Raw genomic sequence first — 20,556 nt, 5'->3', positions numbered from 1 at the left:
CTTCTGGCGGGTGTGGATCTTTTAATAACGCGTAAAAACGGTATCATACACACAAACCGAATCAGGGAACACGTATGCGGGTAGTATCAATCAGCGTCAATGGTCTTGCCCGGGCCGTTGAAAAAGGTTTTTTTGACTGGCTGGCAGAGCAGGATGCAGATGTTGTCTGCGTTCAGGACCACCGTATGCGCGCCTACGAGATTGAAGACTACAACCTTATCCCTGAAGGGTATGAGGCCTACTTCATAGATGGCGAAAAAAATGAAGACGGTGGCGTGGGTATTTATACGCGGCACTTTCCGAAAGCCATTATGTACGGTTTTGCCAACGAGCAGGCTGATCGTGAAGGGCGCTTTATTCAGGCAGATTTCGACAAGGTTTCTGTGGCATGTGTGCTGGCTCCCTGTGCTCTCGGGCGTGAGGAAGAGCTGATCAGTGAAGATGATCTGACCGTTCTCGATCATAAAGATGAGTTTATGGAAGCCTTCGGCCTGCATATGCAAAAAACCCTGCGTAAGCGCCGCCAGTTCATTTTTGGTGCGAACCTGCAGACTGCGCATCACGTAACCGATGCAAGCCCCTTGTACCACAAGCTGGATTTTTCAGGCTTTCTGCCCCATGAGCGTGCGTGGCTTGACCGGTTGTTTGATGAAATGGGCTGTGTTGATGCATTCCGTGAGATCAACAAACAGAGTAACCAGTTTACCTGGTGGCCTGAGCAAGCTGGAGGTTCACGGAAAAATGCAGGTATCCGGGTGGATTACCAGTTAATGACGCCGGGTATTCGCAAGAGCATTCAGGATGGCTGGATTGACAGCAAAGCCAGCTTTTCAGATCACGCTCCGGTGATTATGGATTACGATATAGAGATCGGATTTTAAACTGGTTTGAGTTTTTCAGGTGTCGGCATCAATGCCGACACCCGGATAGTCATCTGTATTAACTTCTTCAGCCTTCCAGCGCTTCTTTCTGCAATACAAACAGCTTTTCAATGCCCTGTTTCGCCAGCACCAGCATGCTGTCGAGTTCTTCCTGAACAAAGGGTGCGCCTTCTGCCGTTCCCTGAATTTCGATGAAACCTCCCTGGTCAGTCATTATGACGTTCATGTCGGTTTCAGCTTCGGAGTCTTCCGGGTAATCCAGGTCAACCACCGGCGTACCTTTGTATATACCAACGGACAGCGCAGCCACCATTTGTTTCAGAGGTGATTTCTTCAGACGCTTTGTTGCCACCAGATGGTTCAGGGCATCAACCAGGGCCACGCAGCCGCCGGTGATTGCGGCTGTGCGTGTGCCGCCGTCGGCCTGGATTACGTCGCAGTCGATAGTGATGGTGTGTTCGCCCAGGGCTTTCATATCGACGGCGGCCCGTAGGGAACGACCGATCAGGCGCTGGATTTCAACGGTGCGCCCGCCCTGTTTGCCACGGGCGGCTTCGCGGCCCATGCGGCTGCCGGTTGAGCGGGGTAGCATGCCGTATTCAGCGGTGATCCAGCCTTTACCTTCGCCGCGGAGGAAGGGCGGTACTTTGTTCTCTACAGAGGCAGTGCATATGACTTTTGTGTCCCCGAACTCCACCAGCACGGAACCCTCGGCATGGCGGGTGTAGTTCCGGGTCAGTCGAATTTCTCTGGGTTGTTCGGGTGTTCTGCCACTTGGACGCATAGGGTTTCCTGATATCTGAAGATAAGTGTCCGGGGAATTCCCCGGGTTGCTTTCTGGCTAATCTGAAAGCCTCCAAGTATAACACGTTGGGTTCGGTTTCTGGGGGGCAGCACAGGTGAACTCAGCCTGTTAGACTCGGGCTTGATAATCAATGATTGCGACTAACCACAAAACCGGAGCTGCCATGATCAAAAGTATGACCGCATTTGCCCGGAAGGACGTTCAGGATGGCCAGGGAACACTGACCTGCGAGATTCGCACCGTCAATCACCGTTATCTTGAGCCGTCTTTCAGGCTGCCCGAGGCCCTGCGCGAGCTTGAAAACCCATTCCGGGAAGAGCTGAGAAAACAGCTGAAGCGGGGCAAGGTTGATGTGTCTATTCGCCTTCAGTCCGCCGAAGCCGGTGTTCCCGGGTTTGAAATTAATGAGGACATAGCAAATGCGGTCAACGAGGCCGCAAACCATGTAAACCGTATCCTCGATAACCCTGCCCATATCAATGCGCTAGACGTTTTACGCTGGCCCGGAGTGCTGTCGGTACCAGAGCAGGATTTCAGTTCTGTGCGGGAGTCGGCGCTAACGCTTTTCAGGGAGACGGTGGCAGAGCTTGCGATTGTGCGTGAACGGGAAGGTGAACGTTTAAGGCCTCTGTTTGATTCGCGTTTAACCCAAATGAAAACTCTGGTTGCGACTGTTCGTGAGGATATGCCAAGGCTGCTTAAGGCTCAGGAGGAGCATCTACGTGAGCGTTTCAAGAAAGCGCGGGTGGAGCTGGATCCCGAGCGGGTTGCCCAGGAAATGGTTATGCTGGCCCAGAAGAGCGATGTTGCAGAAGAGTTGGACCGGCTGGATGCTCACATCAGTGAGGTTATTGACACTCTTGAACGTGATGAAGCGATTGGGCGTCGCCTGGACTTCCTGATGCAGGAGCTGAACCGTGAAGCCAACACCCTCAGCAGCAAGAGCATTGATGCGGGGGTTACTCGTGCTGCTGTCGATCTGAAGGTATTGATTGAACAGATGCGTGAGCAGGTGCAGAACATCGAGTAGGTTGTTAGGTAGAAAGTTACCCGTCCAGAAATGTCTAAATGCCCTGTGTTTCCTGGTGAAGAACCTTGTAAATACGGGGTATTTCAATTTTTCCCTGAGCTACCCGGTAATACCCCCCCCCCTCGAAAAATAATCGCGATGATAAGTGGAATTTTGTACTCTGAAGATCACAGGAGATTCCACATGCGTAAATCACGTTTCACCGACAGCCAAATTCAATCTTTATACCATACTTGGTCATTAGGCCATGCAAGCGCCTAACAATACGGTGTTTTTCTTCACGAGGGCATTGCAGCGTACCAATAACAATATAGCGTTGAAGTGGGTCTGATGTTTGGCGACTTTCATCACAATAGACGTTATACGTTGTCATTTTTCTCACTTTTCTTGCTTTGATATCGCCACTTATTAACCACAACACCAATTTGCTCGATTGTCATTGCCTGTTTCTGCCAACCTTTGTCAAAGTCGACATCATTTGAACGAGGTAGTTGTTCATCTGATAAGCTGCGAATCATCACTCTGGTAGGTAGTGTTGCTGCTTGACCAACAAAAATAGCCTCTTGACGCCTTAAGCCAGAAAGCATCTTGGTTAACCCAGACATAGAATCGGGTAACACACTACGAACATGCTCGCGGTCGGCATCATTGGTTATTCGAAGTACAATCCATGAGTTACATTGCGACAATACCGTTGCTTCAACTTCACTCGGTCTTTGCGAAACTAACAATAAGCCAACCCCATATTTTCGTCCTTCCTTTGCAATTCGACGAATTGCAGATTGAGCTGCCTCATACTGTGCTTCACCACGATTCGGTACATATCGGTGTGCCTCTTCACACACCAAAAGCACAGGACTATTTTGCCGTTCAGCTTCAGTTTGCCAGACTTTAAGTTGAAAAACTATTCTTGCGATTGCAGCGCTAGCTACCCCAGCTACTTCATTGGGTACACCAGACAAGTCAACAATCTGCACTGTGGTTTGCTGCGTTAAGAACTGATTGACGATTGTAGGTAACGGATCTTTGTCACCATCCCAACTTTCCATCATGAATTTGAGTCGACCATCTTTTAGCAATGAATCTATCTTTCGAATAACTCGACTAAAATCCTCATGCTGCTTTTTATCTTTGTTTTCTGGTCGCTGCGCGTTGATGGCACCGATTAATCCTTCTTCGTAGCGTGTTCCATCTTTGAATCCAAAATGATCTAAGCCTTCTGCACTTCCAATAATGTAAGGGATCGGCGAGTCAACTGTTAATTGGTTCTTATTAAGCCCAAGCTGTCCAGCTGCTTCCTCACGAACCGCTATTAGGGCATTTTTAACAATATTTGATTGTGATGTTGCTGCAAACTCGGTCTTGCCGATAAACAAGCTCAGTGACTCTTCTAAATCGAGTAACCAATACGGTAGTTTTAGTGAACCTTCATCGGTCGATAAACGTTGGTGTGCAGGGAACGCTTTGCCGTATTCATTATGAGGGTCGAGGATAATAATTTGTGGGTGCCAGTGCTCATGATTAGCTATCTGTCCGCGCTCGAGAATACTGTGAATAACTGCCGCAACAGTGCCTGATTTACCGGCACCGGTAGAGCCTAGGATGGCAGTGTGCTTACCTAGTAATTCATTTAATTCAGCGTAACAAGGTGCACCGCCTGAGCCAACATGCTCACCAAGTTCAATAACCGCACCTTTGGCGTCACCGTAAATAAACCTAAGTTCTGATTTGGGTGTCAGATAAATAGTTTGTTGTGGTAGTGGATAAGTAGCCACACCGCGTTCAAACTCAAGGGCAAACTCATTTTCATCTTTCCTGCGCCACTCCCCTTCACCGAACAAATCAGCTTCAATTATTCGCTCATCTGCGGACGCGACAGGCAAGCCTTTTTCTAGCTGGTAGTCAGCCTTCATACGTAATCGACTGACTAACCCATAAATAGATCGGCGACCAAAATGAACTTTGATGATTGAGCCAAACTGTCCAATCGGATAGTTTTCACCAGCAAATACGCGGGACAAGTCTGAAATCGTAGGGTCAAGTTCGGCGATAATCCGCGAGCCATCGACCTCAATAATTTTACCGATAGAGAGATTCTCAATGGGTTTTATGTATTTGTTGTCCATATCAAATACCTCCTTCAAGGATCTGGGTTAGGTTTTCAAACTTCCACCATTCAATGCTATTTTCTGAGGTTGCCTTGTGATCGGCGTGATAAAAACCTTTATCGGCAAAAATAAGTACTTGTTCATTGATCGAGCTGTCTTCATACCAAATTTTCAGCGCGCCACTAGGTACAGGGTCGCTCGTAAACGCAATCACGGTTAAATTGCCATTTGAAGCCCTTAAACCACGTTCGATTTCTAGATTGATATGGGCATCGCCAAAGCTATAACCTGCAATCAATAAAACTCGTTGGCTACCATCTCGCGGGTTTAAAACAGCTCTTGCTCTGTGCATTAAATTTGCGTAGGGGTCGAGTTGAGTTTCACGGTATTTAGTCGATGCAGGCCAAATCATAATCTTCGCAGCTTGATCTTGGCTGCGCTTCAAATGCGGAGCAATACGCAATGGTGTTGATGAAGAACTATGTTCAGCCCAATTGATGGAACCATGTAGCTTAAATACTCGCGCATCAAGATTGTTCTGTTCAAACGTCAAAGGGTTCCACCATCCTGATACACCGCCTTCTAAACCATCGGCATATCTCAATTGTGATAGTGCGAGTGAGTCTTCAATTAACGTGTCGTAGTTCATCACCAGATAATCAATGGTGCTCGGTAGGCTCTCTTTCCCTGGTCGCATTGGTCGGTGTAATGCCTGAACAAAACGCTCATGTACAGCAGAATCTACTTCAACATTAATGACGTCAAAAATAGCGAGTTTTATCTCTTTTATTGCTTGCAATAGCTGATCGTTGCTGTATTCAGTACCTCCAATCAATACGCTGCTAGCCGTTACATTGCGATTTGTTCGGCGAGCAGTGATAGCAAGCCAATCTACGAGTTCGCTTAAGTAGTCTTCTATATGCGAAGCTGGATTTGCGCCAGCAAAAGAATTTTGTATGGCAGTCAATATCTGCTTTGAATCGTCGGAGAGCTTGTCACTTATTAGTGCTCTTTCTGTTAGCTGGTTGGTCAATGGAAGCCCAGCGCAAAAACTCGCCCCTGCACCTAACAGAACCGCTTTTGAGTGTGAGAGCAACTCTTCGAATTTGTTGATTGCTTCCCTGAACTCTTTTTGTTCAAAAACTGTGGTATCGAATGCCATATTCCCTCCTTAGAGCTCGCCTTTAAAGGCGGAATCGAGAATTGAACTTTTCAAAGCTTGCAAATCATCCAGTTGTCTTTGAATTTCAGAATTCATTGTTTCGACTTTTTTAACCAACAAGTTTACACGGCTAACCACGTCAGCCTGTTCCTCGATACTTGCCAGAGGGATTTGCATTTGATCTATGTGTTTGTTGTTAACTTGCGGGATCGTACTTGCATCGACGAAATTTGCTAAATCTATTGTCCGCATGAAGGCGAAAAGGTACTCGTCGGAAATTTTAGATTCGTCAGCTTTTAATCCCATGATGTTGCTGTCATATGACGCATCCTCAAGCAGCATTCTCTTTTTATTGGTTAGGATTGCCCCACCTCTTTTGGGAATCAGCGTGCTGCCCTTCGGAAATAGCTTTATTTTGTGTTCTTTGGCAACTGTTTCATTAAATGTTATCTCTGGCTTAACCATATTTTCATGATGGTTGTTCATTTGTGCTACTTTGAAAAATGGAATGTCACCATCGCTGAAACCGTTTTTAAAAAGTTTCGGTAACGCAATGCCACTATTAATTTTTACGACAGATGATAGGGGTACGACCTCATAACGATCTTTTAGGCTCTCGAATATTTCTGACAGCCCATTTTTTGATAGCGCATCAGCCAGTGTGACGCTTTCCTGCAAATGCTCGATGGCGGTGTCGATGCGGGTGAGCAGTGCATCGAGTTTTTCGACGATACGATTTTGTTCTTCGATGCTTGGTATCGGTATTGGAGCCTTCTTAAGATTTCCATCAGTAATCGCGGGATATGAAGCGCCACCGACATAGGGCTCAATTTGGGCTTGAACAAAATCTGTTGTGACAAAATAAAACAAATAGGCAGGCAAAACCTTTTTGTTAGCTCTGAGAACACAGAAACCTGTAGATGCCACTGGTGAGCTATATTCATCCCGAACCAACGCTATGTTTTTTAGGTTTGGCCGTGTCGTCGCAAATATCACGTCGTTTAGCTGTACATGCTTTTTCGCTCTTGATGGAGCATCTTTCCCTAGAATTTCCTTTGGATCTGTAACTGCAAATCGATCACGATCTACTGACGATATATCAATGTACGTCCACAGCTGATCTGCGTGTTTTAACGGGTTCAAGTTTTCTGTTTTAACAACGACATCTGCTAACTCTTGCCACTCCCACCCATCCGGCAATGAATATAAAACCTGTTCCATGCTTATTTCTCCGCCAACAGGTCTTCAATTTCATCCAACAGTCCTGATACCAGCTTTTCTTTGGTGCGGATCAGCTTGAGGATATCGCTGGGCGCTAAATGCTCGGCATCTTTCTGTTTGGCTGGGTTTTTGGCGGATAGGTCATAATCTTCAGCCAGTTTGCTGGCCGATACAGTCCACGAACGCTCAGTGGGTTCTCGGCTGTTATACAGCTCAACAAACTCTTTTAGGTGTTCGTCTGTGATGGGTTTGTTTTTGGTGAGTTTTTGCTCTGGCTCACATTCGTAGTACCACACATCGCTAGTACCGCCGCTGCGCTCAAAAAACAGCACGTTGGTTTTAACCCCTGAATACGGCAAAAATACCCCAGCAGGTAGGCTTAAAATAGTGTGCAGGTTAAAGTTTTCCAGCAGCTCTTGTTTTACCTGTTTAAAGGCGCTGTTAGTTTGGAAAAGCACGCCTTCTGGCACGACGATGGCTGCTTTTCCGCCACTTTTGAGGGTTTTCATAAAGTGCTGTAAAAACAGTAATTCGGTCGCGTTACTTTGGATAGGGAAGTTTTGCTGAATTTGCGACTTTTCTTTGCCACCAAATGGCGGATTAGCCAGAATAATGTCGTAACGGTCTTTTTCCTGAATATCGCGGATATTCTGGGTGAGCGTATTACCACGGAACAAGTTGGGTGACTCGATGCCATGCAGAATCATGTTCATCATGCCCATAACGTAAGCCAGCGAGGTTTTTTCAAAACCAAAGAAGGTGTCACGTTGGATAAAGTCCCACTGTTCGGTAGAAAGCTCTCTTTTTTTTGCTTTCAGGTGGTCAAAGGTTTCAACTAGGAAACCACACGAGCCCGCAGCAGCATCGTAAATGGTTTGCCCTGCTTGTGGATTAATAGCCTTGATCATGGCGCGTACCACGGGACGCGGGGTGTAAAACTCGCCCGCATAGCCTCCGGCATCGCCCATATTTTGCAATAAGCCTTCATAGACTAGCGAGAGCTCAAACATTTCATCACTGGATTGGAAGTTCAGCGTGTCGATAATATCCAGCACTTCACGCAAGGTATGGCCAGAAGCTACCTTGTTGTCTAAATACTGGAAGATGGCACCAATTTTATAGGCGAATGATTTAGGGTCTGAACCTGTAACGGCGGCATTGGCGAAGCCTTTTAAGTAAGGGAATAACTCGTTATTCACATAATCGGTTAAGTCATCGCCTGTGCGAACTTTGTTGATATCTAGCTTGCCATCGGCGTTTTTCGGGCAGGCCCAATTTGACCAGCGGTGCGCTTCATCCAACACCGGTTGATAATCTTTACCTGACAGGACAGCTTCATCTTCTTTTTCAGACTCGTAATCATCCAAAAACTTTAAGAACAACACCCACGAGGTTTGCTCGGTATAGTGCATAGCACCACTAATGCCATCGTCGCGGCGCAGTATGTCGGTAATTCGGTCAATCTTTTGTTGTAATGACATGGCTTATAGTTTTCCGATAATAAAATTGTACATATTGGTGATATCTTCGCTGATTTCGTCTGGCGGGATCAGATCGATATAGGCTTGCAGCTTGTCATTATCCTGCCCTACACCCTCGGTATTGATCAGGGTGTTAATGACACCTTTTGCGTTCAAACGCCGAATATCGTCGTTATCACCTGGGTTATTTGGTTGTAAATGATTTCGCTGCGCAATATCAGGGTTGTTGATTGTATCAAGTACGTTGTGATGTGACAGTGCTGTATGTGAAAGCAAGTAATTCTTGATTTCGCGGCGTTTCCAAGTCAGCAAGTAGCAGTTTATTCTCTCTGGACAAGGCAAACCTAAGTCAAATTTGTCAGGGTAATCAACTCCAACTACCTTGACACCGCTTTGTGCGTGAATGTTAGCTTCTGGCAGTTCGTCTCGATCGCATACCATGAACATATTTGTTATTTTGCGTGGATGAAGAGCTTTATCTTTTTTGTGAACTTCAGCTTTGCACACTCTGAGATATTCCTTCATGTCTCTCAACTCATGCAGCCACTTGATCTTGGACGCACCAAAGCTGTCCCCCGCTGAATTGTAACCAGATGATTTGGCTATAGGATTTATTGAGGACAGAGGCCTCCAGTCAAGCCCTTTCTGCTTTGCTAATAACTCAAAAATCTTCCAATCGTTGTAGTAATCAATCAAGCAAATGTTGTTCAATTTGGAGGCTATTTCTAACTCGACGACTTTACTTTTGGATAAAATCTTCAATCTTTCCAATAACTTTTGAGACTTTTGCTCATTTTTTATCTGCCCATTTTCAACCAAAAACAATGATTCGAAGTCATTCTCAGCGATTGAGTCGACTAAATGAGTTGTGGTTATGACCTTACCCTTAGTTTTGCTTAGGATGTCCCAAAGGAACTCAACGTTTTTATGGTGCAGGTGTGAGTCAACTTCATCAAACATGAAAAGGGAAGAAGTGCCATCAAATAGATCAATTAGTGAAGCAACGAATAGGAACTGATACTCACCATCACTGAGCAATGAAAATTCAATATTATCAGTTAGGTAAAGCAAAATTTCAGAAGCTGAAAAGAAATATTCGTTGTATGAGCCTTCGATTAGAAATTTTGTGGCATCAACTCTAGAACCATCAAAAACATCAAAAAATTGTTCATTAGTTACTTCTACTTCGGTTGACTTTAGGCCTTTACCTGTTTCTAGCAGAGCATCAAGGTCAGGAAGTGTTTCTATCTTTTCAAGAAAGGCGTCAAGTCGCTGATTAAAAGGTCTTTTTCTTATCGACGGGTGTTCATAGTCTTTCGCTTCAGCTATCTGGTCTTGTTGTACATTCTTTATGTAAGTATCAGGAACAGATATTTTCAGTTTCAATTTAATTGAAACTTGATCCTTGAATGCCTTGTGGTTGTTAACAAAATTAAAAACTAAGCCGTTACTCTTGAATGTGTAGGCGAGAAACGTAAGGAATCGAACATCTTTCTGAGTAAAGAAAAGGCTAGAAAAATCAATGTCACTTATATCTTTCCTTGATCGTAAAGAGGTTAGTCTTCGTTCAAAAAAGGAAGAGAAGTTTTCATTTTGCCCTGAAGTAGCACAGATCAGCTGAAGCGTTTCACTAGGTTCTTCAATCTGCTTTCTAAAGATGGAATGTAAGATGCTGGATTTGCCGCTGCCATTTTCACCAATTAAAGTAGCAACCTTATTGATGTTTAAGGTTTGTGGCTGGTCGTGCAACGGGTTAGGTGCAAGTGTTAATTCCATTTCAATTCACGTGATATAGCTGTTGTTGTAATTGTTTAAAAGCCGCCAGCAAATAGGCTGGTTTTCCACCGAATGCTGTTGAGGCGTCTTTGACAGTACCCAACCCTGATAGCTCGATAAGTGCTGGCAAGCGCTCGCGCGATAGCTCGGTGCTGCCGGTTTGCTCATACCGGTTAAGCACAAAGTGCAAAAACTGCTGTGCCTTTTCTTGTTGGTACTGATTAAAGAAGGCGCTGTTAGTACGTACTTGATCGGCACGAGCTTTGCGGGTTGCCATTGGCTGTTCAAAGGCTAAAAAAGCCAGCAGATCGAAGATATCGCACTCTTCTGCTTCAAACATGCGTCGTAGTGTGGCGAGTTGCTCTTTATCAAAGCCTGCTTGTACGAGTTTACCGAGCAAGGTTTCGCGCTCGTCTGGGTCTGACCAAATCTGACGCAATTCCTCAACCGATTTAAACAACCCTGGTAATTGGGTGATCAAGCGCTCAACAAATTCTTGCACCGTGAGAGGTTTGCCGTTTTCATCGATATAACGAGTTTCAACGTCAATGACCTTCAGTTCACGGTGTTTGCCTAGCTTTACTTTCAACCGAGGTTTTGGCTCACCCGGTTCAGGCTCTGGGCCATCTGTTCCTTCGGGTGGCTCTGGTGTGTAAGGTGGTGGTGTTGGCTCCCCAGTGCCACCTGGCTCTGGCGCTTCAGGTTCGCCATCCCAATCTTTGTCGTAAAACTTGTTAGTGGCACCGCGAAAATCAACAATGGTGAAATAGTCTTTGCCATCAAACACACGGGTTCCGCGACCGACAATTTGTTTAAACTCCACCATTGAGCCGACAGTTCTGTCCAGCACTACGTTACGCACATTACGGGCATCTACACCCGTGGTTAACATTTGCGATGAGGTAATGATGGTGGGGATGTCTTTGTCATTATCTTGGAATTTTTCCAGTAGCTCGCGGCCAACTTTACCTTCGTCACTGGTTACACGTACACAGTAATGGGGATCTTTCAGCTCTTTGTGTTTATTGATCATGTCACGCATGGTCAGTGCATGATTTTGGTTTTCGCAAAAGACGATGGTTTTTTCTAATGGATTGATATTGTCCAAAATGGCTTTTGCGACCAGTTCGGTACGTTCATCTACGACGATTTTTTTGTCGTAATCTTCTACCTGATAGACGTCTTGCCCTGATTCACCTTCAACCACTTGGTCATCTTTAGTTAGCACCAGTTCGTCTAAGTTGGTACGCACCCGTTTGACACGATATGGTGTTAAGAAACCATCGTTGATGCCATCTTTTAATGAGTATTCAAAAGCGGGTGTACCAAAGTAGTCGTAGGTATCCACGTTAGCTTCTCGTTTTGGTGTAGCTGTTAGGCCAACATGCACCGCACTGCCAAAATGATCAAGAATGGCTCGCCATGAGCCTGTCTCATTGGCACTGCCACGGTGACACTCGTCAATCATGACTAGGTCAAAAAAATCACTTGGGTACGCTTTGTAATAGCCTTCAATGTTTTCACGCTCAGCAATGGCCTGGTAGATAGCAAAAAAGATATGCGCATTGGTTGGCACAACACCGCCACGCTTGCGAACCTCCTCACCGTTTATTTTGATGAGGTCTTTTTCGTATGGATTGAAAGTGTTAATGGCTTGATCGGCCAAAATATTGCGATCGGCTAAAAACAAAATTCTAGGCCTACGTGTACCCGGAGATTCTTTATTCCAACGGGACTGAAACAGTTTATGGACGATTTGAAAGGCAATAAACGTTTTACCTGTACCAGTCGCCAGCGTTAATAGCACTCGTGGCTTACCTTTACCAATGGCATCTGTGGCGGCATGGACCGCTAATTCTTGGTAATAACGCGGCTGCATTGCGCCTTCTAAATGAAAGGGCACATTACGAAGTTGCTGACCTAGATCCGAATTAACACCCATATAGCGGTTTTCAAGCTCTTGTGGTGTTGGGTAAAACTCGATGTAGTCGCCTTTACCAGTTTCTAAGTCGAACTCATAGGTTTGTTTGCCGTTACTTGAATAGACAAAACGAACGAGCAACTTCTTGGCATAGTCTATGGCTTGTTGAAGGCCTTTGGTTGGGTGCTCGGACTCTTTTTTCGCCTCAACCACAGCGAGGTAACGATTGTCTTTGTGGAGCAGATAATCGACAAAACAGCGACGACCACGGACACCGCCAGCAAGCTTACGGCCATCGGTAAAGTAATATTCCCGAATAATATTATTCGGTTGCCAATGTGCGGCTTTTAATGCTGGGTCTATGTAGTTTGCTCTTGTATCTGCTTCTGACGACATATCGTCACTCCTTGATGCTTTTTAGCTTTGGCTGTCGCTTGGTATTTTTCCAATATGTCACTCAGCTGATCTGCCCCTGGCCGTTAATTCAACTGTTTCCTGGTAATGTCTGTTACTTTTGAATCAGTTTTCCCAAGTCGGAGAGCGGAGGCAAGCTCCAAGGGTGGGTTTTCCGATCGGTGATTCAGCCCCGGCCCGTCAGACTGGGCTCAGTCTGTTCAGAGGCTCCGGTAGTTCCAGCTTTACTCTCTGCCGGCTCAGGGGGCAGTCGAATTCGAGGCTGAGGGCCAGAAGTTGCAGGGAGGCTTTGGCGGGCCTGCCGTAAAGGCGATCCCCGACAATCGGATGCCCGATGCTCTGCAAGTGCTTGCGGATCTGGTGTTTTCGCCCGGTTTCAATGGCTACTTGCAAGAGGCTGGTCTGACTGGGCTCATCTGTGGTCAGGGTAGTGGCCCTGCTAATGGCGACTTTGCCGTCAACCGGCATGTCGATCAGCTGGTCCTGGATACAAATAATGCCTGTTACTCTGGCCAGGTACTGCTTGGTCATGGTGCGCCCGGAAAAGCACTGGGAGAGCGCGCCGGCGGCTTTCGAGTCGTGGGCGATGAGCATCAGCCCTGCTGCGTCGGCATCCAGCCTGTGGATCAGATAGCATGGGCGCTTGAGTTCAAGCTCGGCCCAGCGTAACAGGCTGCAGTGATCACCCCACTGTGAGCCCTGTGCCAGCATGCCGTGGGGTTTGTACCATACACTGTACCGGGTTTTGTCCGTTATCAGGGTTGCCGGTTCAGGCTTTCGGTCCAGTACGTTTTCGTCATAGTACAGTTGTAGTCGCGTACCCGCCTTGACCTCTTTGGTTGCACGTCGCAGACGTACAAGTTTGCCTTTAAGTGTCCACCAGCACGCGCCTTTGTTCATGGCGTCTTTGATGCGTTGGCGTGAAAGCCCTGATGCCTGGCACAAGGCATCAGCAGCGCTTTCAGGCTGCCTGGTCGTAACGTCGAATTTTCTCCGCATTACTCTCCAGCCTCTCCCGGCTTGATAGCAAGCAGGTCGGTTCTCAGGTGGGTGAGCACTTTTTCTGCTGTGTTGCCGATGACTCTCGCCCGGAGGCCGGTTTTGCCACTGGTGCCAATCACTACCATATCGGCTTTCAGTTTGCTGGCAACGCTGGGGATTACCTTGTGTGCCGGGCCAGCAGCCAGGTGGATCTGATCGCGGCGCAGGTGCCAGGTGTTACACAGGTGGGTGATTGCTGGCTCAAGCGCTTCTTTACGTTTCTTCTCGTGTTCAGCCACATTGATAATTTCAAGATCTGCCAGTATTTCAGAAATATGCAGCGCGTGAACCAGGTGGACTTCTACCCCGAGCGCTTTTGCCAGGGCATTGGCCTGCTTGATGATTTTCGTATTGAGTGCCTTTTTGACCGGCTTGCCGGAGCTCAGATCCACAGCTGCAAGAATCGGGTGGGCATGGTTCCACTTTTGCTCTGCAACCAGCATGACGGGTACCGGGCATTCCCGGATAAGATGCCAGTCGGTTGGTGTATAAAGCAGTGTCTCTGAACGTTGGCCGGTTTTGATTACGGCGCTGAAGCGGTTGGGGTGACAGTGTTCGATGATCCACTGATGGATGTGTTTTTCCCAAACCGTATGGGTAGTGATGGTCAGGTCGCTGCAATCTGAAAGTGCCAGCATCTGGTCCAGCCAGCGTTGGCGAAGCTCGACCATGGCGTCTCGCGCCTGCTGCTGTACGGTGGGGGCTGAAGGCAGTGCCCCGAGGTGTTCATGGGTGAAGGCCACGACTTCCAGGTGAGCGCCGGTGGCGCGCGCCAGTTCGATTCCCCGGGCGAGAGCTTTTTGGTGCTTTTGGGCCGGGTCCATGACAATCAGAAATTTATCCATGCTACCTTTCCGTCATTTTACTGTGCTTGGGTGTGATATTGCGGCGTTTCCAGTCGCCAGCCCAATGTTACCAGTTGTCGAGGCATCCGGGATGCGGTGTTTGGTCAAAGCCCGTATAATTTCCGGTTTTCCGGGCCTTCAGTGATGGTGGCCAGATCCAGTTCAGGAGTTGTTGAGTCATGAATCAGGCCGGTGACACGGGTACTCTGTTTGTTATTTCTGCGCCATCGGGTGCTGGCAAGACCAGCCTTGTGGCAGAAATGGTGCGCGCAGACCAAAAGCTCGGAGTGTCTGTTTCACACACTACCCGTCCCATGCGTGAAGGTGAGAAAGACGGCATCAACTACCATTTCGTGAGCCGTTCCGAATTTGAAGCCATGATCAGCCGTGGGGAATTTCTGGAACATGCTGATGTTTTCGGTAATTACTACGGTACTTCTATGGTTTGGGTGCGGGAAACTCTGGCCAGAGGGCATGATGTTATTCTCGAGATCGACTGGCAGGGTGCCGCGCAGGTACGGAAGCTGATTCCTGAGTGTGTCAGCATTTTTATTGTGCCGCCCTCGTACGAAATTCTGAGAGATCGTCTTGTGGGTCGCGGGACCGATGCCTCGGATGTTGTGGCGCGGAGGTTGTCTGAAGCCCGGGAAGAGTGTCGTCATGCAGAGGAGTTTGATTATCTGGTCGTGAATGACGACTTCCGGGAAGCCTTGGCCGATCTGCTGGCTATTGTACGTAGCCAGCGTCTGCAGATTATTATCCAGCGGACACGGCACAGGCATCTGCTTGCGGGACTTTCAGGTGCAAACGATAAGCCTGCCTGATATGAGCTTTTTCTGTATACAAATTGTGCCGCTGGCAGTAAACTACGCGGTCTGCTAAATCAGTCATTTTTATTTTGTCGGGGAAGTTATGGCACGAGTTACCGTTGAAGATTGTCTGGAACACGTTGATAACCGTTTCCAGCTGGTTATGCTGGCAACCAAACGTTCCCGCCAGCTCGCCACCAAAGGTGCTGAGCCGATGGTCGCTGAAGAAAACGACAAGCCCACAGTAATCGCTCTGCGCGAAATCGCTGCTGGCCTGGTTAGCCGTGATCTCCTGAACGAAATCGAAGAAGATTAAGGGCTGGTGCGGGCAAATTGTGCCTGCGCGGCACAGGGAAGCATTGAAATCTGTCTCTGCAGTTTTATAGTGTATCTATAGATGATTGCCGGAAGGACAGGATAAAGACCCGAATGCCTGCATTCGGGTTTTTTTGTTTCTGTTTCAGGTAAAACAGTGGGAAGTCGGAATATCACGGAGGCGCGGTGTCGCTTGAGGCAACAGTAGAAGGGCTGGCGGTTGAGCTAAGCACCTATCTGGATACCAATCGCATTAATCAGGTGCGAAGGGCCTACTATTATGCAGAGCAGGCCCATGAGGGCCAGATGCGCAAAAGTGGCGACCGTTATATAACCCATCCCCTTGCCGTTGCTCATATTCTTGCCGGCCTGAAGCTCGATCATCAGAGCCTGATGGCGGCCATGCTTCACGATGTCATTGAAGATACCGGTATTCCCAAAGATGCTCTTGCTGAGCAGTTCGGAGAAGACGTAGCCGAGTTGGTTGACGGGGTCAGCAAGCTGACTCAGATAGAGTTTCGCTCCCGCGCGGAAGCCCAGGCGGAAAATTTCCAGAAAATGACCCTGGCCATGGCCCGTGATATCCGGGTTATTCTCGTGAAGCTCGCTGACCGCCTGCACAACATGCGTACTCTGGGGCCCATGCCCTATGAAAAGCGCCAGCGAATTGCCACCGAAACCCTCGATATATACGCCCCGATTGCCAATCGTCTTGGTATGCACGCGATCTCCACTGAGCTGGAAGATCTGGGTTTCTCATCGCTGCATCCGATGCGTTCCCGTTATATCTCCAAGGCTGTAGAGAAGCTGCGCGGTAGCCATCGTGAGATTATTGAGGACATTCGCGGCAAGCTTCAGGACAAGCTGGCAGAGCGTGGCCTTCCCGGCCGGATACTCGGGCGTGAGAAGCACCTGAACAGTATCTACAACAAGATGAAGCTCAAGCAAAAGTCCTTCTATGAAATCATGGACGTATATGCCTTCCGCATCATCACGGATACTGAAGACGACTGCTACCGGATTCTCGGGGCCGTGCATAATCTGTACAAGCCAATGCCCGGACGCTTCAAGGATTATATTGCGATGCCGAAGGCCAATGGCTATCAGTCGCTACATACCACCTTGTTCGGCATGCATGTGAACATCGAAATCCAGATCCGTACTGAGGAAATGGAGCACATTGCTAACGATGGTATCGCAGCGCACTGGATGTACAAAAATGAGCCGACCAGTGCGACCAGCGTAAATCAGACAAGGGTCGATCGCTGGGTCAAAGGTCTCATGGAAATGCGTGAGCGGGCGGACGACTCCCTCGAATTTATTGAACACGTGAAAGTGGATCTTTTCCCGGACGAGATCTACGTGTTTACTCCAAAGGGTAAAATCATGGAGTTGCCCAGGGGCGCAACACCAGTGGATTTTGCCTATACGATCCACACGGATATTGGTAACGCAACCGTAGCCTGCCGGATAAACCGGAATCTCGGGTCTCTCAGTAAACCTCTGCAGAGTGGCCAGACAGTCGAAGTGATTACGGCACCCGGTGCCAGGCCCAACCCCGCATGGCTCAGCTTTGTCGTTACCGGCAAGGCCCGCAGCAGTATTCGTCATACGCTCAAGAGCCAGAAACTGGCGGAGTCGCTGGAGCTTGGTCGTGCTCTGCTGAAGAAGTCCCTCAATGGATTTGGCACCAGCCTGTCCGATATCAGTGAGGAGCAGAAGCAGGCTGTTGTCAGCCATAATCAGGTCAATAATTTTGATGATCTGGTCAGCGATATTGGCCTGGGCAAACGCATGGCTTATCTGGTTGCCCGCCAGCTTGTCAGTGGCGCTGAAAGTTCTGAATCCCCGGTGCCGGTCGGAAATGCCGGTAAGGGTGAGGATGCGCCTGTAACCATTCGTGGCACGGAAGGGATGCTGGTTCGCTTCGCAACCTGCTGCAAGCCTATTCCCGGAGACCCTGTTGTGGGGGTTATGGAATCTGGCAATGGGATGGTTATCCATTCCGACACCTGTTCTCGTCTGCCAGAAGATGATGACGGCCGATCCCGGCTGACGCATCTTACCTGGGCCAAGGATATTACCGACGAGTTTTCCGTAGAGTTGCGTGTTGAGCTTGAGCGCCAGCGTGGTGTCATTGCCGAGGTTGCCAAGGCTGTTGCCATGGCAGATGGTAATATAGAACGTATCAGCGTGGATGAGCAGAACGCTCGTTTTGGTGTGGTTAGCGTGATCGTTAAGGTTCACGGTCGCCGACACCTCGCTCGTGTAATGCGACGGGTCCGTAATATCAAAGCTGTCACATCGATTAGCCGTGTAAAATACTGAGCCTGGCGGAGTTGTCTGGTTGACAGCTCCCGTGGTTAACAGCGACGATTCGTGTTTTGGACGAGGGGAAGTAAAACGCTATGACCAATAAATCCATAATCCAGACTGAAAATGCACCGCAGGCAATTGGCACATACTCCCAGGCTGTAAAGGCGGGTGATACGGTCTACATTTCGGGTCAGATTCCTCTGGTCCCCGAGACCATGGAAGTGGTTGCAGGAGACTTTGCAGCCAATACCCGTCAGGTATTTGATAACCTCAAGGCTGTATGCGAAGCCGCTGGAGGGGAGTTGAAGGATATAGTGAAGGTAAATATCTATATGACCGACCTTGCGAACTTTGCGACGGTTAATGAGGTCATGGCGACGTATTTTCAGGAGCCATATCCTGCCCGGGCAGCTGTAGAAGTTTCAGCGCTACCCAAGGGCGTTCCCGTAGAGATAGAAGCGGTCATGGTTCTGAGCTGAGTCGGCATCAAGCGATGGGGCACAGAGAACAAAGGCAGCCAGCGGGCTGCCTTTTTCAGTTCCGGGTCTGGCCCTTTTCGATCATTTCCCGGTATCCGGCCCGGAAGTCCGGGTAGCGAAACGTAAATCCGGTTTGTAGCAGCTTCTGATTGTTGCAGCGCTTGCTGCCGGCCCGGCCGCCCTTTCTGGCCTCTGCTACGGGGTCGGCGCAAGGAATCTGCTGGCGGACCCACTCAACCACCTCATCAAGACGAACCGGCTCACAATCGCTGGCCACATAACAGTCGTCCAGTGGCTTTCCAGAAAGTGCCAGAGCACTGAGATAGGCCACAACGGCTGCTGCGTCTTCCTCATGAATTCGATTGCTGAAAGGTGCCGGTTTCACGGGGTTCATGCGGCCCTCAATAACTTCTTCAAGAAAACGTCTGCGTGATGGCCCGTAAATCCCGCTGAAGCGCACAACTGTCGAAGGGTGGCCGCTACCAAGTGCTGTTTGTTCACCAGCAAGTATCTGCTGGCCAGTGACCCGGGCAGGGGATGTCGGGCTGCTTTCGTCGATCAGGCTATCGTCGTCCTGAGCATAAACGCTGGTACTGCTGATAAAAAAGAGTCGCTTGAGTTTCTGTTTGCCCAAGGCGCCGAGCAGGTTCAGGAGGCCATTAACATAAGCATCTCTGTAACCCTGTTCGTCATAACCCGAAGGGGTCAGGCAGTAGATGACACTGTCCAGATTTTCCGGCAGCTTGCCGTTCAGGCTTTCCGGGCGGGTCAGATCTGCTCCGATAGCCACTACACCTTCTGGCACCCTGGATGGATTACGGCGTAACCCATATACCTGTGCAGAGCCTTTCAGCCTATTGGCAATGGCGCCACCGAGCTTGCCGCAGCCCGCAATGAGAATTCCCGGCATACTATTGCATTCAGTCATTGCCATAGACAATATCAATCCTTATCCTTTAACTCACTCCAGAGTGAAACCCAGATCCGTATCCTTTTGACCGGAGATCACCATGACTCTTACCGAGTTACGATACGTTGTTACGCTTGCCCGCGAAAGGCATTTTGGCCGGGCTGCAGAGCGCTGCCATGTGAGTCAGCCTACACTCAGCGTTGCGGTCAAAAAACTCGAAGACGAGTTGGGTATTCCGCTTTTTGAACGCAGTAAAAGCAGTATCCGGGTAACGGAAACCGGCCAGCGTATTGTTGAGCAGGCCCAGCGGGTTCTCGATCAGGTCAGCGTGATCCGCGACATGGCTCAGGATGGTAAAAACCAGTTGAGCACACCGCTCAAGGTTGGTGCCATTTACACTATCGGCCCCTATCTGTTCCCCCATCTGCTGCCGGAGTTGCGCCGCGCCGCGCCTGACATGCCACTCTATATCGAGGAAAATTACACTGCCAGCCTGCGTCAGAAACTGCGCCAGTCGGAACTGGACGCCATTATAATTGCACTACCGTTTGAAGAACCGGAGGTGCTGACGCTGCCGTTGTACGATGAACCATTTGTGGTGCTTCTGCCTGCCGGTCACCCGCTGGCTGCGCAAGAAGAGATTAGCGGCGACGAGCTCGCCCGTGAACAGTTACTGCTGCTGGGGCCAGGGCACTGCTTCCGGGATCAGGTGCTGGAATCCTGTCCGCCATTGGTAGAAGCGGTTACCCGCCGGGCTGATCTTGGCTCACCGTCGCTGGTCACTGAAGGCAGTTCTCTGGAAACCATCCGCCATATGGTTGCTTCCGGCCTCGGGATTACCGTCCTCCCGCTCTCTGCAGCCACCGCCATGGGTTACCGGGAAGACGTACTCGTTACCCGGCCTTTTGCGCCGCCTGTGCCTTTCCGGACTGTGGCTCTGGCCTGGAGAGTCACTTTCCCAAGGCCTAAAGCCATTGATGTCCTTTCCCTGGCAGCAAGCCAGTGCCGGGTGATTGAAAAAGCCAGAATGGATTGACCTGAT

At 48.9% G+C, this 20,556-nt stretch carries 17 protein-coding genes; 7 read left to right on the top strand and 10 right to left on the bottom strand.

All coding sequences use genetic code 11. The features are described 5' to 3' along the window. Positions 1-74: 74 nt before the first annotated feature. Positions 75-881: an exodeoxyribonuclease III gene (locus tag DS878_RS03065; RefSeq protein ID WP_113814475.1), complete on the top strand. Its 807-nt coding sequence runs from the start codon at positions 75-77 to the stop codon at positions 879-881. Positions 882-948: 67 nt separating this feature from the next. Here DS878_RS03065 and rph read toward each other — a convergent pair whose 3' ends face one another. Continuing rightward, the gene (gene rph, locus DS878_RS03060) at positions 949-1,665 is read right to left on the bottom strand and encodes a ribonuclease PH (protein WP_113814474.1); all 717 of its coding nucleotides are present in this window, start codon (positions 1,663-1,665) and stop codon (positions 949-951) included. A 184-nt stretch (positions 1,666-1,849) separates the two neighbouring features. Here rph and DS878_RS03055 point away from each other — a divergent pair, with 184 nt between their 5' ends. Beyond that, positions 1,850-2,716: a YicC/YloC family endoribonuclease gene (locus DS878_RS03055; protein WP_113814473.1), complete on the top strand. Its 867-nt coding sequence runs from the start codon at positions 1,850-1,852 to the stop codon at positions 2,714-2,716. Positions 2,717-3,075: 359 nt separating this feature from the next. Here the strand turns inward: DS878_RS03055 and DS878_RS03045 are convergent, their stop codons facing one another. The 8 genes from DS878_RS03045 to DS878_RS03010 form a co-directional block, all read right to left on the bottom strand. Continuing rightward, entirely contained in the window at positions 3,076-4,842 is a 1,767-nt protein-coding gene (locus tag DS878_RS03045; protein ID WP_113814472.1) for an ATP-binding protein, read from the bottom strand. A 1-nt stretch (position 4,843) separates the two neighbouring features. Then, entirely contained in the window at positions 4,844-5,986 is a 1,143-nt protein-coding gene (locus DS878_RS03040) for an SIR2 family protein (protein WP_113814471.1), read from the bottom strand. Between the two features lie 9 nt (positions 5,987-5,995). After that, positions 5,996-7,207 carry a restriction endonuclease subunit S gene (locus DS878_RS03035; RefSeq protein ID WP_113814470.1) on the bottom strand — a complete coding sequence of 404 codons (1,212 nt, stop codon included), beginning with the start codon at positions 7,205-7,207 and terminating at the stop codon, positions 5,996-5,998. A 2-nt stretch (positions 7,208-7,209) separates the two neighbouring features. Further along, positions 7,210-8,688 carry an N-6 DNA methylase gene (locus DS878_RS03030; protein WP_113814469.1) on the bottom strand — a complete coding sequence of 493 codons (1,479 nt, stop codon included), beginning with the start codon at positions 8,686-8,688 and terminating at the stop codon, positions 7,210-7,212. Between the two features lie 3 nt (positions 8,689-8,691). Further along, a complete protein-coding gene (locus DS878_RS03025; RefSeq protein ID WP_113814468.1) occupies positions 8,692-10,464 on the bottom strand; it encodes an AAA family ATPase in 1,773 nt (590 codons plus the stop codon). Between the two features lies 1 nt (position 10,465). Next, positions 10,466-12,781, bottom strand: a complete 2,316-nt coding sequence (hsdR, locus tag DS878_RS03020) for an EcoAI/FtnUII family type I restriction enzme subunit R (protein ID WP_113814467.1) — start codon at positions 12,779-12,781, stop codon at positions 10,466-10,468. A gap of 198 nt (positions 12,782-12,979) precedes the next feature. After that, positions 12,980-13,798 (bottom strand): pseudouridine synthase family protein, encoded by an 819-nt coding sequence (locus tag DS878_RS03015; protein ID WP_113814466.1) that lies wholly within the window; start codon positions 13,796-13,798, stop codon positions 12,980-12,982. Continuing rightward, the gene (locus tag DS878_RS03010) at positions 13,798-14,685 is read right to left on the bottom strand and encodes a universal stress protein (RefSeq protein ID WP_113814465.1); all 888 of its coding nucleotides are present in this window, start codon (positions 14,683-14,685) and stop codon (positions 13,798-13,800) included. Before DS878_RS03010 ends, DS878_RS03015 begins: the two co-directional genes overlap by 1 nt. Before the next feature lie 179 nt (positions 14,686-14,864). Here DS878_RS03010 and gmk point away from each other — a divergent pair, with 179 nt between their 5' ends. From gmk to DS878_RS02990, 4 genes are all read left to right on the top strand, one after another. After that, positions 14,865-15,509: a guanylate kinase gene (gene gmk, locus DS878_RS03005; protein ID WP_113814464.1), complete on the top strand. Its 645-nt coding sequence runs from the start codon at positions 14,865-14,867 to the stop codon at positions 15,507-15,509. An 88-nt stretch (positions 15,510-15,597) separates the two neighbouring features. Beyond that, the gene (gene rpoZ, locus DS878_RS03000; protein WP_096783603.1) at positions 15,598-15,810 is read left to right on the top strand and encodes a DNA-directed RNA polymerase subunit omega; all 213 of its coding nucleotides are present in this window, start codon (positions 15,598-15,600) and stop codon (positions 15,808-15,810) included. A 185-nt stretch (positions 15,811-15,995) separates the two neighbouring features. Beyond that, entirely contained in the window at positions 15,996-18,137 is a 2,142-nt protein-coding gene (locus tag DS878_RS02995; RefSeq protein WP_113814463.1) for a RelA/SpoT family protein, read from the top strand. 80 nt (positions 18,138-18,217) lie between these two features. Next, complete coding sequence (locus DS878_RS02990) at positions 18,218-18,604, top strand: RidA family protein (protein ID WP_113814462.1); 387 nt, start codon at positions 18,218-18,220, stop codon at positions 18,602-18,604. A 55-nt stretch (positions 18,605-18,659) separates the two neighbouring features. On the opposite strand, the gene DS878_RS02985 is transcribed toward DS878_RS02990, so the two are convergent. Beyond that, a complete protein-coding gene (locus DS878_RS02985) occupies positions 18,660-19,538 on the bottom strand; it encodes an NAD-dependent epimerase/dehydratase family protein (protein ID WP_113814461.1) in 879 nt (292 codons plus the stop codon). Between the two features lie 76 nt (positions 19,539-19,614). Between DS878_RS02985 and DS878_RS02980 the strand changes: the two genes are divergently transcribed. After that, a complete protein-coding gene (locus DS878_RS02980; RefSeq protein ID WP_113814460.1) occupies positions 19,615-20,550 on the top strand; it encodes a hydrogen peroxide-inducible genes activator in 936 nt (311 codons plus the stop codon). Positions 20,551-20,556: the final 6 nt, after the last annotated feature.

It is taken from the genome of Marinobacter sp. F3R11 (assembly GCF_003318275.1).
GTDB lineage: Bacteria > Pseudomonadota > Gammaproteobacteria > Pseudomonadales > Oleiphilaceae > Marinobacter.
The sequence above is the reverse complement of the archived record's forward strand: the minus strand, read 5'-3'. Positions and strand labels throughout refer to the sequence as shown.

Bases quoted from the DNA above. Each gene is read 5' to 3' on its own strand.
- DS878_RS03065 (WP_113814475.1), top strand. From the start codon at position 75: ATGCGGGTAGTATCAATCAGCGTCAATGGTCTTGCCCGGGCCGTTGAA.
- rph (WP_113814474.1), bottom strand. From the start codon at position 1,665: ATGCGTCCAAGTGGCAGAACACCCGAACAACCCAGAGAAATTCGACTG.
- DS878_RS03055 (WP_113814473.1), top strand. From the start codon at position 1,850: ATGATCAAAAGTATGACCGCATTTGCCCGGAAGGACGTTCAGGATGGC.
- DS878_RS03045 (WP_113814472.1), bottom strand. From the start codon at position 4,842: ATGGACAACAAATACATAAAACCCATTGAGAATCTCTCTATCGGTAAA.
- DS878_RS03040 (WP_113814471.1), bottom strand. From the start codon at position 5,986: ATGGCATTCGATACCACAGTTTTTGAACAAAAAGAGTTCAGGGAAGCA.
- DS878_RS03035 (WP_113814470.1), bottom strand. From the start codon at position 7,207: ATGGAACAGGTTTTATATTCATTGCCGGATGGGTGGGAGTGGCAAGAG.
- DS878_RS03030 (WP_113814469.1), bottom strand. From the start codon at position 8,688: ATGTCATTACAACAAAAGATTGACCGAATTACCGACATACTGCGCCGC.
- DS878_RS03025 (WP_113814468.1), bottom strand. From the start codon at position 10,464: ATGGAATTAACACTTGCACCTAACCCGTTGCACGACCAGCCACAAACC.
- hsdR (WP_113814467.1), bottom strand. From the start codon at position 12,781: ATGTCGTCAGAAGCAGATACAAGAGCAAACTACATAGACCCAGCATTA.
- DS878_RS03015 (WP_113814466.1), bottom strand. From the start codon at position 13,798: ATGCGGAGAAAATTCGACGTTACGACCAGGCAGCCTGAAAGCGCTGCT.
- DS878_RS03010 (WP_113814465.1), bottom strand. From the start codon at position 14,685: ATGGATAAATTTCTGATTGTCATGGACCCGGCCCAAAAGCACCAAAAA.
- gmk (WP_113814464.1), top strand. From the start codon at position 14,865: ATGAATCAGGCCGGTGACACGGGTACTCTGTTTGTTATTTCTGCGCCA.
- rpoZ (WP_096783603.1), top strand. From the start codon at position 15,598: ATGGCACGAGTTACCGTTGAAGATTGTCTGGAACACGTTGATAACCGT.
- DS878_RS02990 (WP_113814462.1), top strand. From the start codon at position 18,218: ATGACCAATAAATCCATAATCCAGACTGAAAATGCACCGCAGGCAATT.
- DS878_RS02985 (WP_113814461.1), bottom strand. From the start codon at position 19,538: ATGGCAATGACTGAATGCAATAGTATGCCGGGAATTCTCATTGCGGGC.
- DS878_RS02980 (WP_113814460.1), top strand. From the start codon at position 19,615: ATGACTCTTACCGAGTTACGATACGTTGTTACGCTTGCCCGCGAAAGG.